Annotated in this window: 11 protein-coding genes; 4 read left to right on the top strand and 7 right to left on the bottom strand. The window is 67.3% G+C overall.

Annotated features, from left to right (window positions below; all coding sequences use genetic code 11):
* Positions 1–60: 60 nt before the first annotated feature.
* The 5 genes from ispH to I8J34_RS00845 all read right to left on the bottom strand — a co-directional run bounded on the left by ispH (position 61) and on the right by I8J34_RS00845 (position 5925).
* The gene (ispH, locus tag I8J34_RS00865; RefSeq protein WP_214359463.1) at positions 61–993 is read right to left on the bottom strand and encodes a 4-hydroxy-3-methylbut-2-enyl diphosphate reductase; all 933 of its coding nucleotides are present in this window, start codon (positions 991–993) and stop codon (positions 61–63) included.
* A 13-nt stretch (positions 994–1006) separates the two neighbouring features.
* Positions 1007–1435 carry an FKBP-type peptidyl-prolyl cis-trans isomerase gene (locus I8J34_RS00860; RefSeq protein WP_214359462.1) on the bottom strand — a complete coding sequence of 143 codons (429 nt, stop codon included), beginning with the start codon at positions 1433–1435 and terminating at the stop codon, positions 1007–1009.
* Positions 1432–1926, bottom strand: coding sequence for a signal peptidase II (gene lspA, locus I8J34_RS00855; RefSeq protein ID WP_214359461.1), 495 nt, complete (start codon positions 1924–1926; stop codon positions 1432–1434). Before lspA ends, I8J34_RS00860 begins: the two co-directional genes overlap by 4 nt.
* Before the next feature lie 246 nt (positions 1927–2172).
* Positions 2173–4971 carry an isoleucine--tRNA ligase gene (gene ileS / locus I8J34_RS00850; protein WP_214359460.1) on the bottom strand — a complete coding sequence of 933 codons (2799 nt, stop codon included), beginning with the start codon at positions 4969–4971 and terminating at the stop codon, positions 2173–2175.
* A gap of 9 nt (positions 4972–4980) precedes the next feature.
* Complete coding sequence (locus I8J34_RS00845) at positions 4981–5925, bottom strand: bifunctional riboflavin kinase/FAD synthetase (protein WP_214359459.1); 945 nt, start codon at positions 5923–5925, stop codon at positions 4981–4983.
* Positions 5926–6088: 163 nt separating this feature from the next.
* Between I8J34_RS00845 and egtB the strand changes: the two genes are divergently transcribed.
* Entirely contained in the window at positions 6089–7375 is a 1287-nt protein-coding gene (gene egtB / locus I8J34_RS00840) for an ergothioneine biosynthesis protein EgtB (RefSeq protein ID WP_230411656.1), read from the top strand.
* Entirely contained in the window at positions 7372–8346 is a 975-nt protein-coding gene (gene egtD / locus I8J34_RS00835) for an L-histidine N(alpha)-methyltransferase (protein WP_214359458.1), read from the top strand. The genes egtB and egtD overlap by 4 nt, the downstream gene beginning before the upstream one ends.
* Here egtD and I8J34_RS00830 read toward each other — a convergent pair.
* Together I8J34_RS00830 and tsaE are read right to left on the bottom strand one after the other, a co-directional pair.
* Entirely contained in the window at positions 8339–9664 is a 1326-nt protein-coding gene (locus tag I8J34_RS00830; RefSeq protein ID WP_214359457.1) for an N-acetylmuramoyl-L-alanine amidase, read from the bottom strand. The genes egtD and I8J34_RS00830 overlap by 8 nt on opposite strands.
* Positions 9628–10134 (bottom strand): tRNA (adenosine(37)-N6)-threonylcarbamoyltransferase complex ATPase subunit type 1 TsaE, encoded by a 507-nt coding sequence (gene tsaE / locus I8J34_RS00825; RefSeq protein ID WP_214359456.1) that lies wholly within the window; start codon positions 10132–10134, stop codon positions 9628–9630. The genes I8J34_RS00830 and tsaE overlap by 37 nt, the downstream gene beginning before the upstream one ends.
* Between tsaE and queG the strand changes: the two genes are divergently transcribed.
* The gene (queG, locus tag I8J34_RS00820; RefSeq protein ID WP_214359455.1) at positions 10117–11223 is read left to right on the top strand and encodes a tRNA epoxyqueuosine(34) reductase QueG; all 1107 of its coding nucleotides are present in this window, start codon (positions 10117–10119) and stop codon (positions 11221–11223) included. The genes tsaE and queG overlap by 18 nt on opposite strands.
* 29 nt (positions 11224–11252) lie before the next feature.
* A complete protein-coding gene (gene murI / locus I8J34_RS00815; protein WP_214359454.1) occupies positions 11253–12062 on the top strand; it encodes a glutamate racemase in 810 nt (269 codons plus the stop codon).
* The last annotated feature ends 9 nt before the right edge of the window (positions 12063–12071 follow it).

The raw sequence follows: 12071 nt of genomic DNA, 5'->3' as shown, positions 1-12071 counted from the left end.
GATGCCGGAAACGACAACGGGGCCGTGCGGCCCCGTTGTCGTTTGTGTGTGCCCTGCCGCTCAGCCGACCAGCGACTTGGGCAGCGGAAAGGTGACGTTTTCGGCGGCGCCTTCGAGCGTGCGCACCGACGGCGCGCCGAGCGACTTGAGCCGGTCGATGACGGCCGAGACCAGCACTTCGGGCGCCGAGGCACCGGCGGTGACGCCGATGCGCCGCTTGCCGTCCAGCCAGGCCGGCTCGATGGCGTCGGCGTTTTCCACCAGGTAGGCGTCCACGCCGCGCAGCGCGGCCACTTCGCGCAGGCGGTTGGAGTTGGAGCTGTTCTGCGAACCGACCACCAGCACCAGATCGACCTGTGGGGCCATGAACTTCACGGCGTCCTGGCGGTTCTGGGTGGCGTAGCAGATGTCGTCCTTTTTGGGGCCGACGATGTTCGGGAAGCGCTCGCGCAGCGCGGTGACGATGGCCGCGGCGTCGTCCACCGACAGCGTGGTCTGGGTGACATAGGCGAGCTGCTCGGGGTCGGCGACCTGCAGCGTGGCCACGTCAGCGACGCTCTCGGCCAGCAGGATGCCGCTGTCCACCTGGCCCATGGTGCCTTCCACCTCCGGGTGGCCCTTGTGGCCGATCATGACGATTTCCTTGCCCTGGGCGCGCATGCGAGACACTTCGAGGTGCACCTTGGTGACCAGCGGGCAGGTGGCGTCGTACACGCGCAGGCCGCGTGCGTCGGCCTCGGCACGCACCGACAGGGGCACGCCGTGGGCGCTGAAGATCACGGTGTTGCCGTCGGGCACTTCGTCCAGTTCCTCGACGAAGATCGCCCCCTTGGCGCGCAGGTCGTCGACCACGAACTTGTTGTGCACCACTTCGTGGCGCACATAGATCGGCGCGCCGAAGCGGATCAGCGCCTGTTCGACGATCTCGATGGCGCGCTCGACCCCGGCGCAGAAGCCACGGGGGTTGGCGAGCAGGATTTCCTTGTCGGTCATGATGTGAAGCCGTTCAGAGGATGCCGATCACTTCGACATCCAGGGTGATGGTCTTGCCGGCCAGCGGGTGGTTGAAGTCCACCTTGGCCTGCGTGTCGTCGATCTCGCGCACCAGGCCGGAATAGCGCGAACCGTCCGGCGCCACGAACTCCATGATGCTCATGGCCTCGATCGGCTCGTCCGGCATGTCCTGGCGGCGCACCGTCTCGACCAATTCCGGCCGGTAGGGGCCGAAGGCCTCCTCGGGCGTCAGCGTGAAGCTGTGGTAGCTGCCGTCCTCGAGGCCGGCGAGGCGAGCCTCGAGCTGCGGCATCATTTCGTTGGCACCCAGCTGCAGCGTGGCCGGTTTGCCCTCGAAGGTGCTGATCACCGGCTGGCCGCTCTCCAGCGAAATGCGGTAGTTGAGCGTGACCAGGCTGTTGGATTGGATGGTGCGCGTCACGAATGGTTCTCCTTGGGCGAGGCCTGGCTGGACGGGCGGAACTGCGCCCAGAGCATCAGCCCGACGCCCAGCGTGATGGCCGAGTCGGCCAGATTGAACGCGGGCCAGCCGTAGCGACCCACGTGGAAGTACAGGAAGTCGACCACGGCGCCGATGCTGAGCCGGTCGATCACGTTGCCGATCGCGCCACCGATGATCAGCGCGAAGGCGAAGGGCTGCAGGCGTTCATGCTGATGTTGGTACATCAGCCGACCCAGCCACAGGCAGATGATGGCGGCCAGACCGGTAAAGAACCAGCGCTGCCAGCCCGAGTGATCGGCCAGAAAGCTGAAGGCCGCGCCCGGATTGAACAACAGCACCAGGTTGAAGAAGTCGGTGACCGGGATCGACTCGCCCGGCACCAGCTGAGCGAGCACGATCTTCTTGCTCAACTGGTCGAGCACCACCACCACGCCGGAAAAAGCCAGCCACAGGCTGAAACGCGGACGCATCAGAGACCGCCCGCCCGCCGGGCCGCCCCAAGGACGGGCGCCGCCCCCTCGGGGGGCAGCGAACGCAGTGAGCGTGGGGGCCGCCCGCCCGCCCGCCGGGCCGCCCCAAGGGCGGGCGCCGCCCCCTCGGGGGGCAGCGAACGCAGTGAGCGTGGGGGCCGACCGCCCGCCCGCCGGGCCGCCCCAAGGGCGGGCGCCGCCCCCTCGGGGGGCAGCGAACGCAGTGAGCGTGGGGGCCTTTTTTCTCTATGCATGGCTACGGGCTTCGCCGTCGCCATGCAGATTGCTGTGGCAGCGGCTGCACAGGGCGGGGTGATCGGGGATCGAGCCGACTTCCGGTCGGTAGTGCCAGCAGCGCTCGCATTTGGTGTGTTCGGAGGCGACGGCGTCGACCCGCTGTTCGTCTTCGCTGTTGACCGCCTCCAGCGTGGCGGCCGAGGTCTGCAGCACCAGGCGCAGGTCCTCGCCCAGCGAGGCCAGCGCGGCCAGGCGCTCGGGGGCGGCCTTGACCACCACCTCGGCCTGCAGCGCCGAGCCGATGGCGCCGGTGGTGCGCAGGGCTTCGAGCTGCTTCTGCACGTCGGCGCGGGCTTCGCGGATGATCTCCCAGCGGGCGATCAGCTCGCCCTCGTTGGCCTGCTCGGGCAGCACATGCCAGGTGTGCAGCATCACGCTGTCGTCCTCGCCGCTGCCGATCAGCGCCCAGATCTCCTCGGCGGTGAAGGACAGGATCGGCGCCATCAGCTTGACCAGGGTCTGGGTGATGTGCCACAGCGCGGTCTGCGCGGCGCGGCGTGCGGGTGAGTTCTCGGCCGTGGTGTAGAGGCGGTCCTTGAGGATGTCGAGGTAGAAGGCGCCGAGTTCTTCCGAGCAGAAGATCTGCATCGCCTGCACCACGCGATGGAATTCGAAGGTGGCGTAGTCGGCCTCGGCCTGTTGCACCAGCTGTCGGGTGAAGGCCAGTGCGTAGCGGTCGACGTCCAGCCATTGTTCGACCGGCACGCCGTTCTTCTCGATGTCGAAGTCGGCGGTGTTGGCGAGCAGGAAGCGCAGCGTGTTGCGGATGCGGCGATAGCCTTCGACCACGCGATCGAGAATCTCCTTGGACATGGCCAATTCGCCGGAGTAGTCGGTGCTGGCGACCCACAGGCGCAGGATCTCGGCGCCGAGTTTGTCGGAGACTTCCTGCGGCAGGATCGTATTGCCGAGCGACTTGCTCATCTTCCGGCCTTGTTGATCGACCGTGAAACCGTGCGTCAGCAGCCCTTTGTAGGGCGGGTGTCCATCGATGGCGCAGCCGGTGAGCAGCGAGGAATGGAACCAGCCGCGATGCTGGTCGGAGCCTTCGAGGTAGAGGTCGGCGCGCGGACCGGTGGCGTGGCCGTCGTGGTGCGAGCCGCGCAGCACGTGCCAGTGCGTGGTGCCGGAGTCGAACCACACGTCGAGCGTGTCGCTGATCTTGGTGTATAGGGTCGCCTCGTCACCGAGCAGTTCGGCCGGGTCAAGCTTGAACCAGGCTTCGATGCCTTCCTGGTCGACGCGCTGGGCGACTTGTTCCATCAGCTCGACGGTGCGCGGATGCAGCTCGCCGGTTTCCTTGTGCAGGAAGAAGGGGATCGGCACGCCCCAGTTGCGCTGGCGCGAGATGCACCAGTCAGGCCGGTTGGCGATCATGGCATGCAGGCGCGACTGGCCCCACGAGGGGTAGAAGCGGGTGTCGTCCACGCCCTTGAGCGCGCGCTCGCGCAGGGTGGAGCCGTCGGCCACCCGGCGGTCCATGCCGACGAACCACTGCGCCGTGGCGCGGTAGATCACCGGCGTTTTGTGGCGCCAGCAGTGCATGTAGCTGTGGGTGATCTTCAGGTGCGCGAGCAGGCAGCCGACTTCTTCGATCTTGGCGACGATATTCGGGTTGGCCTTCCAGATCATCTGGCCGCCGAAGAAGGGCAGGTCGGGCACATAGTGGCCGTCGCCCATCACCGGGGTGAGGATCTCGTCATTCGTGCGGCCGTAGGCATGCCAGGCGTTGAAGTCGTCCACGCCATGCGCGGGCGAGGAGTGCACGATGCCAGTGCCGGCGTCGAGGCCCACGTAGTCGGCCAGGTACACGGGCGAGACGCGGTCGTAGAAGGGGTGGCGGAATTCGATGCGGTCGAAGGCCGCGCCCTTGGCGGTGGCCAGCACGCTGCCTTCCAGCTTGTAACGGCCCAGGCAGGCCTCGACCAACTCGCTCGCCAGCACCAGCAACCGATCGCCGACGTCGACCAGGGCGTAGTCGAACTCGGGGTGCATGTTGAGCGCCTGGTTGACCGGGATCGTCCAGGGCGTGGTGGTCCAGATCACGGCGAAGGCCGGCTTGGCCAGCGTGTTCAGGCCGAAGGCGGCAGCCAGCTTATCGGCCTCGCCGACCGGGAAGGCCACATCGATCTGCGGCGACTGCTTGTCGGCGTACTCCACCTCGGCCTCGGCCAGCGCCGAGCCGCAGTCGAAGCACCAGTTCACCGGCTTGAGGCCCTTGAACACATAGCCGGCCTCGACCATCTTGGCCAGCGCGCGGATCTCGCCGGCTTCGTTGGCGAAGTTCATGGTCAGGTAGGGCCGGTCCCAGTCGCCCAGGACGCCGAGACGGATGAACTCCGCTTTCTGGATATCCACCTGCTCGGCGGCGTAGGCGCGGCACAGCTCGCGCACCTTGTCGGCGGGCAGGCCCTTGCCGTGGGTGACTTCCACCTTGTGCTCGATCGGCAGGCCGTGGCAGTCCCAGCCCGGCACATAGGGCGCGTCGTAGCCGGCCAGGGTCTTGGAGCGGACGATGATGTCCTTGAGAATCTTGTTCAGCGCATGGCCGAGGTGAAGATTGCCGTTGGCATACGGCGGGCCATCGTGCAGCACGAACTTCGGCCGGCCGGCCGACGCCTGGCGAATCTTCTGGTAGAGCTTGCGCTGCTGCCAGTCCTGAACCCAGCCCGGCTCGCGCTTGGGCAGGTTGCCGCGCATCGGGAAGGGGGTGTCGGGGAGATTGAGCGTCGTGCGGTAGTCGGCCATTGCGGTTCTTTAGCGTGAAGTATCGAGCGAATTGTGGGAGAGCCAGGCGCGGGCGGCATCGGCGTCACGGGCGATCTGGGCGGTCAGCGCGTCGAAGGAGTCGAACTTCTGCTCGTCGCGCAGCTTGTGCAGGAAGTGCACCCGCAAATGCGCACCGTAGCAGTCCTGATCGAAGTCGAACAGATGCACTTCCAGCGTCGGCCGGCCGGCGCTATTGACGGTGGGGCGCACGCCCACGCTGGCCACAGCCGGGCGCAACGCGTCGCCCAGGCCTTCGATGGCCACGGCATACACGCCCGACAGCGGCGGGTGGCGGCCCTTGAGCTGGATGTTGGCCGTCGGGTAGCCCAGCTTGCGACCGATCTTGTCGCCATGGATGACCCGCCCGGCGATGCTGTAGGCGCGGCCCAGCAGCATGGCGGCACGATCCAGGTTGCCCTCGGCCAGCGCTGCGCGCACCGCCGAGCTGGAGACGCGCTCGGTATCGCACGCATGGGTGGGCATGGCTTCGACCACGAAACCGAAGCGCTCGCCGGCGGCCTGGAGCATGGCGAAGTCGCCCTTGCGCCCGGCGCCGAAGCGGAAGTCGTCGCCGATGATCAGGTGGCGCACCTTGAGATTGCGCACCAGCACCGTCTCGATGAAGTGCTCGGCGGTGACGGCGGCAAAGCGGGCGTTGAAGCGGATGATGCGGGTGATGTCCACCCCGGCGGCGGCCAGCAGCAGCAGCTTTTCGCGCAGGGAGGCCAGGCGAGCGGGGGCCTTGCCGGGCGAGAAATACTCGCGCGGGTGCGGTTCGAAGGTCAGCACGACCGCCGGCAAACCCAACGTGTGCGCCTTGTCCGTAAGGAGGCGGAGCAGGGCCTGGTGCCCGCGGTGGATGCCATCGAAGTTGCCGATGGTCAGCACCGAGGCGGTCGGAGCCTGTTCCGCGTCGCCGCGTGTAACCTGCATAAGCGCCTGAAAAAAGCGGCAATTATAGCCCCAAGGCGTCGATTTTCGGGCGCTTGGTGCGCCGCCGCAAGTCCGTTGCCGACAAACGCCGCAGGATCGTTGCGCTTGACGCATGGCGTGTGCATTTGGTTTGCTGGCAGGGTTGATCCGTGAGGGGCGCCTGATGACCGACCTGACTGACACCGATCCGGCCCACGTCGGCGACCGCAGCGCGTGGGCAGGCGCCTACCGCCGCGTCCGCGCCGCCAGCGAGGCCTTGTGCACACCGCTGTGCGTGGAAGACTACGGGCTGCAGACCGCCGACTTTGCCAGCCCGCCCAAGTGGCATCTGGCCCATGTGAGCTGGTTTTTCGAGACCTTTCTGCTCGAACCCTTTCTGCCCGGCTACCGGGTCTTCGATCCGGCTTACCGGACGCTGTTCAACTCCTACTACGAGCAGGTCGGCCAGTTCCATCCTCGGCCCGATCGGGGGCATCTGTCGCGGCCCACGGTGGCCGAGGTGTATCGCTACCGGGCGCATGTGGATGGCGCCATGGCGGCGCTGGTCGACCAGATCGGCGAGGACCTGTGGCCGACGGTGCAGTCGCGCCTGGCGATCGGCCTCAATCACGAGCAGCAGCACCAGGAGTTGCTGCTCACCGACGTCAAGCAGCACTTTTCGGTCAACCCGCTGCGCCCGGCCTACCGCGCCGACCTGGCGGCGCCGCGCTCGGTCGATGCGCTGCCGCTGGCCTGGCAGGCATTCGAGGGCGGTTTGCTCGCCTGTGGCGATGATGGCGAAGGGTTCAGCTATGACAACGAGCGCCCGCGCCACAAGGTGTTCCTCCGCCCCTATGCCCTGGCCAACCGGCCGGTGACCAATGCCGAGTACCTCGCCTTCGTCGATGCCGGTGGCTACCGCAATCCGGCGCTGTGGCTGTCCGACGGTTGGGCCACGGCGCAGGCTGGGCGCTGGAGCGCGCCGCGCTACTGGGAGCGCATCGACGGCGATTGGCATGAGTTCACCCTCGGCGGTCTGCGCCCGCTCGATCTGGCGGCGCCGGTGTCGCATGTGAGCTATTTCGAGGCCGACGCCTACGCCACGTGGGCCGGCGCACGCCTGCCCACCGAAGCGGAGTGGGAAGTGGCCGCCGCCCAGGCGCCGGTGCTGGGCAACTTTGTCGATCACGGCCTGCTGCATCCGCAGGCGGCCACCGGCGACGGCCTGGTGCAGCTCTTCGGCGATGTGTGGGAGCACACCGCCTCGGCCTATCTGGCCTACCCCGGCTATCGGCCGCCGGCGGGGGCGCTCGGCGAGTACAACGGCAAGTTCATGTCCGGGCAGATGGTCTTGCGCGGCGGCTCCTGCGCCACGCCGGTCGGCCATGTGCGCGCCACCTATCGCAACTTCTTCTATCCCCAGGAGCGCTGGCAGTTCCAGGGCATCCGCCTGGCGCAGGACCCGACATGACAGAACCGGCCAATTTCGAGTTGCACGACCTCAAGCCCGCCGTGGCCGACTTCCGGCGCGAAGTCCTCGCCGGCCTGGCCGTGAGCCCCCGGCGCATTCCCCCGAAGTTCTTTTACGATGCCGAGGGCTCGCAGCTGTTCGACGCGATCACGTGCCAACCCGAGTACTACCCGACGCGCACCGAGATCGGTCTGCTGCGCGCGCATGGCCGCGAGATCGCCGAGCGCCTTGGCCGGCAGGCCGCGCTGATCGAGTTGGGCAGCGGCAGCGACATCAAGATCCGTAGCCTGCTCGACGTGTTGCGGCCGGCCGAATACCTGCCGCTCGACATCTCACTGACGCATCTGCGGGATTCCGCGCTGGGGATTGCGCGCGACTATCCGCAGATCCGGGTGCGCGCCACCTGCGTGGATTACACGCGCCAGTTCGCACTGCCGCCGATGTCGCCGGAGGCCCACCGGGTGGTGTTCTACCCCGGCTCCAGCGTCGGCAATTTCGAACCGGACGACGTGCGCGACCTGTTGCGCTGGGTCGCCGGCATGGTCGGGCCCGGCGGGCGTTTGCTGATCGGGGTCGATCTGAAGAAAGACCCGGCCCGGCTCAACGCCGCCTACAACGACGCCGCCGGCGTGACCGCCGCGTTCAATCGCAACGTGCTCAAGCGGATGGTCCGGGAACTGGGGGCGCAGCTGGTGATCGACGACTTTGTCCACCGCGCCTTCTACCACGAGGCGCTCGGGCGGATCGAGATGCATCTGCAGGCCTGTCGGCCCACCCGCATCCAGGTGGCTGGCCAGATCTTCGACTTTGCCGAAGGCGAGGGCATCCACACCGAGAATTCCTACAAGTACAGCCCGGCGCAATTCGCGGCCCTGGCGGCCGAAGTGGGGTTTGTCACCGAGCAGGTGTGGTGCGACGCTGAACAGCTGTTCAGCGTGCACTGCCTGCGGGTGGCTGCAGGCCCTAGTTGAGCTGGGCGACGCGCGTGCGGTTCAGCGGCGGGTTGTCGTCGAAGTAGCGACGGATGCCCTTCAGGATGGCCTGAGCCATCTTGTCCTGGTAGGCGGAGTCGTTGAGCCGGCGCTCTTCTTCCGGATTGCTGATGAAGGCGGTTTCGACCAGCACCGAGGGGATGTCCGGCGCCTTCAGCACGGCAAAGCCGGCATGCTCGACATCGCGCTTGTGCAGCGTGTTGATGTCGCCCAGCTCGGCCAGCACGGCCTTGCCGACCTTCATGCTGTCGTTGATGGTGGCGGTCTGCGACAGGTCGAGCAGGGTGCGCGCCAGGTGGCCGTCCTGGCCGCCGATGGCCACGCCGCCGATCAGGTCGGCATCGTTTTCGCGTTTGGCCAGCCAGCGCGCCGCCGCGCTCGACGCGCCGCGCTCGGAGAGCACGAATACCGAACTGCCGCGCGCATCCGGTTTGACGAAGGCGTCGGCATGGATCGACAGGAACAGATCGGCCTTGACCGCGCGGGCCTTGCGCACCCGTGTCTGCAGCGGCACGAAGTAATCGCCGTCGCGCGTCAGCACGGCACGCATGCCCGGTTCGGCGTCGATCTTCTTCTTCAGCAGACGGGCGATCTTGAGCGTGACGTTCTTTTCATAGCTGCCGCGCCGGCCGACTGCGCCCGGGTCCTCGCCGCCATGGCCGGGGTCGATGGCCACCGTCACCAAGCGGTTCATCTTGCGTTCGCCGGCCGGATCGCGCCGCTCGGCGTGCTTCACGGTCTGCGGTTCGGCCTCGTCGCGGCTCGGCGTCGGCGCGTCGCCGATCGCCGCTTCGGTGGGCGAGTTCTTTTCGATCAGCGCCAGCAGCGGATCGATCGGCTGCGTGGGGTAGAGATCCACCACCAGGCGGTGGCCATAGGCGCCGACCGGCTGCAGGGTGAAGATCTGCGGTTTGATTTCCTGCTTGAGCTCGACCACCACGCGCACCACACCCGGGCGGTTGCGCCCGGCGCGGATCAGCTGGATGTAGGGGTCACCCCCGGTCACGCTGTCGGGCAGATGCTTGAGCACGCTGTCGAACTCCACGCCTTCGAGGTCGATGACCAAGCGCTCCGGGTTCTTGACGATCAGGTGCGAGGCCTTGATCTCGGCATGCGATTCGAGGGTGATCCGGGTGTAGTCCTCGGCCGGCCAGATGCGCACGGCCAGCAGTCGCGGCATGGCATGGCCGAGCGGCGTGACCAGCATGGCGAAGGTGGCGCCTGCGGCCTTGAGAAAGTGCCGGCGCGGTGCGTTCTGCCCTACCGGGCGGGGCTCGTTGCTATTTTTTTTGCGCATTGTCGTCCCGTGTCCGTCAAAGGGCGAATGATCGCTTCGCGCCCGTCCCCTTCAATGTCCAGCCTGATTTCGATGTCCGCCGGGCTCACATACGGCTCGGCTTTCTGCGGCCATTCGACCAGGCAGACTCCCTGAGCTGAAAAGTATTCTTCAAGGCCCGCGTCGAGAAATTCGTCGGGCGAAGTGAACCGATAAAAATCAAAGTGATATAAGTCTAATCTAGAAACGACATAAGGTTCAATCAAGGTGTATGTGGGACTTTTCACACTGCCGGTGTGACCGAGCCCCCTGAGCAGGCCGCGCACCAGCGTGGTTTTGCCCGCGCCGAGGTCGCCGAGCAGGTAGATCACCAGCCCGCGTTGCAGGGCTGGCGCCAGCGCGGCGCCGAGCGCGAGCGTGGCCGCCTCGTCGGCCAGATGCGCCCGCAGGGTCGGGTCGCTATCATCCGGGCTATGGACAAAGTGAATCATCTAGGCGTCTCCGGGGCGGGGGGCGAAGCGGTCGACGGCGTCGCGCTGGCGGCGCGCATTCGCGCTTGGGGCCTGGGGTTGGGCTTCGGCGAGGTGGGCATCACGGGCACCGAACTGCCGGGTGCCGAGGCCGGCCTGCAAGCCTGGCTGGCGGCGGGGTTTCACGGCGAGATGGATTATATGGCCAAACACGGCCTGCGCCGTTGCCGCCCGGCCGAGCTGGTGCCTGGCACCTTGAGGGTGATCACGGCGCGGCTCGACTACTGGCCCGAGTCGGCCGATGCCGAGGCGGCGCTCGCCGATCCCGAGCGGGCCTACATCTCGCGCTACGCGCTCGGGCGCGATTATCACAAAGTGTTGCGTTTACGCCTCAAAAAGCTCGCCGAGCGCATCGCCGAGGAGGTGCCGCACGGCTTCCGAGTGTTCACCGACTCGGCGCCGGTGACCGAAGTGGCGCTGGCCACCGAGTCGGGCATCGGCTGGCGCGGCAAGCACACCTTGCTGATCAGCCGCGAGGCGGGCTCCTTCTTTTTCCTGGGGGAGATCTTCACCGACCTGCCGTTGCCGGTCGACCCGCCGGTGCGCGACCACTGCGGTGATTGCACGGCCTGCATCGACGTGTGCCCGACCCGGGCCATCGTGGCGCCCTACAAGCTCGACGCGCGGCGCTGCATCTCCTACCTCACCATCGAGCTGCACGGCGCCATTCCGGAGGAATTTCGCCCGCTGATCGGCAACCGGGTGTACGGCTGCGACGACTGCCAGCTGGTGTGCCCCTGGAACCGCTTCGCACGGCGCACCGCCGAGGCCGACTTCGCGGTGCGTCATGGCCTCGACAGCGCCACGCTGGTCGAGCTGTTCGCCTGGACGGCCGAGGATTTCGAGGCGCGCATGCCCGGCAGCCCGATCTACCGCATCGGCCACGAGCGCTGGTTGCGCAATCTCGCCGTCGGCCTGGGCAATGCGCCGACCACCCCGGCCGTGCTCGCCGCCTTGCGCGCCCGCGCCGACGATCCTTCCGCGCTGGTGCGCGAACATGTCGCCTGGGCGCTGGCGCAACACGCCGACCGCGTCGCCACATCGGCGTAGAATGGCCGCTTTTTCGCGCGGCCCCGTCCATGCCTGCTGACCGTTCCCTGCCCATTGGTGTGTTCGATTCCGGCGTCGGCGGGCTGACCGTGGTGCGTGCGCTGATGGAGCGCCTGCCGCTCGAGAACATCGTCTATTTCGGCGACACCGCCCGCGTGCCCTACGGCATCAAGTCGGTCGCCACCATCGCCCACTACACTGAACAGATCACCGATTTCCTGATGGCGCGCGGCGTCAAGATGCTGATCGTCGCCTGCAACACCATGGCCGCCGTGGCTGGCGATGTGGTGCGTCGGCAGGCGGGCGAGGTGCCGGTGCTGGACGTGATCGATGCCGGCGCCCAGGCCGCCGTGGCCGGCTCGCGCGGCCGCGCCATCGGCGTCATCGGCACGCCCACCACCATCAACTCCAATGCCTACGCCCGCCGCATGCATGCGCTCGACGCTGGTGTGCGCGTCTATTCGCAGGCTTGCCCGCTGTTCGTGCCCCTGGTCGAAGAGGGCTGGCTCGACCATCCGGTGACCCGGCTGACGGCGCTCGAATACCTCAAGCCGGTGCTGGCCGAGCAGGTCGACTCCCTGGTGCTCGGCTGTACGCATTACCCGCTGCTCAAGCCGCTGCTGATGGACGTGGTCGGGCGCGATGTGCGGCTGGTCGACTCGGCGATCACGGTGGCCGAGCAGGCCGCGCAAACGCTGGCGAGGCTCGATCTGGCCAATCCCGGCGCACAGCATTCGGCCACGCAGTTCTGCGTGACCGACGTGCCACTGCGCTTCCAGACCATCGGCGAACGCTTTCTGGGCCGCTCGCTCGGCCAGATCGAACGCGTGGACTGGTAGCGCCCGACG

The sequence above is a fragment of the Denitromonas iodatirespirans genome (genome assembly GCF_018524365.1).
GTDB classification, from domain to species: Bacteria; Pseudomonadota; Gammaproteobacteria; order Burkholderiales; family Rhodocyclaceae; genus Nitrogeniibacter; species Nitrogeniibacter iodatirespirans.
This window is presented reverse-complemented; position numbering and strand designations above follow the sequence as displayed.

Excerpts from the sequence above, each read along its gene's own strand:
- ispH (WP_214359463.1), bottom strand. The coding sequence starts at position 993 with ATGACCGACAAGGAAATCCTGCTCGCCAACCCCCGTGGCTTCTGCGCC.
- lspA (WP_214359461.1), bottom strand. The coding sequence starts at position 1,926 with ATGCGTCCGCGTTTCAGCCTGTGGCTGGCTTTTTCCGGCGTGGTGGTG.
- ileS (WP_214359460.1), bottom strand. The coding sequence starts at position 4,971 with ATGGCCGACTACCGCACGACGCTCAATCTCCCCGACACCCCCTTCCCG.
- I8J34_RS00845 (WP_214359459.1), bottom strand. The coding sequence starts at position 5,925 with ATGCAGGTTACACGCGGCGACGCGGAACAGGCTCCGACCGCCTCGGTG.
- egtB (WP_230411656.1), top strand. The coding sequence starts at position 6,089 with ATGACCGACCTGACTGACACCGATCCGGCCCACGTCGGCGACCGCAGC.
- egtD (WP_214359458.1), top strand. The coding sequence starts at position 7,372 with ATGACAGAACCGGCCAATTTCGAGTTGCACGACCTCAAGCCCGCCGTG.
- I8J34_RS00830 (WP_214359457.1), bottom strand. The coding sequence starts at position 9,664 with ATGCGCAAAAAAAATAGCAACGAGCCCCGCCCGGTAGGGCAGAACGCA.
- queG (WP_214359455.1), top strand. The coding sequence starts at position 10,117 with ATGGACAAAGTGAATCATCTAGGCGTCTCCGGGGCGGGGGGCGAAGCG.
- tsaE (WP_214359456.1), bottom strand. The coding sequence starts at position 10,134 with ATGATTCACTTTGTCCATAGCCCGGATGATAGCGACCCGACCCTGCGG.
- murI (WP_214359454.1), top strand. The coding sequence starts at position 11,253 with ATGCCTGCTGACCGTTCCCTGCCCATTGGTGTGTTCGATTCCGGCGTC.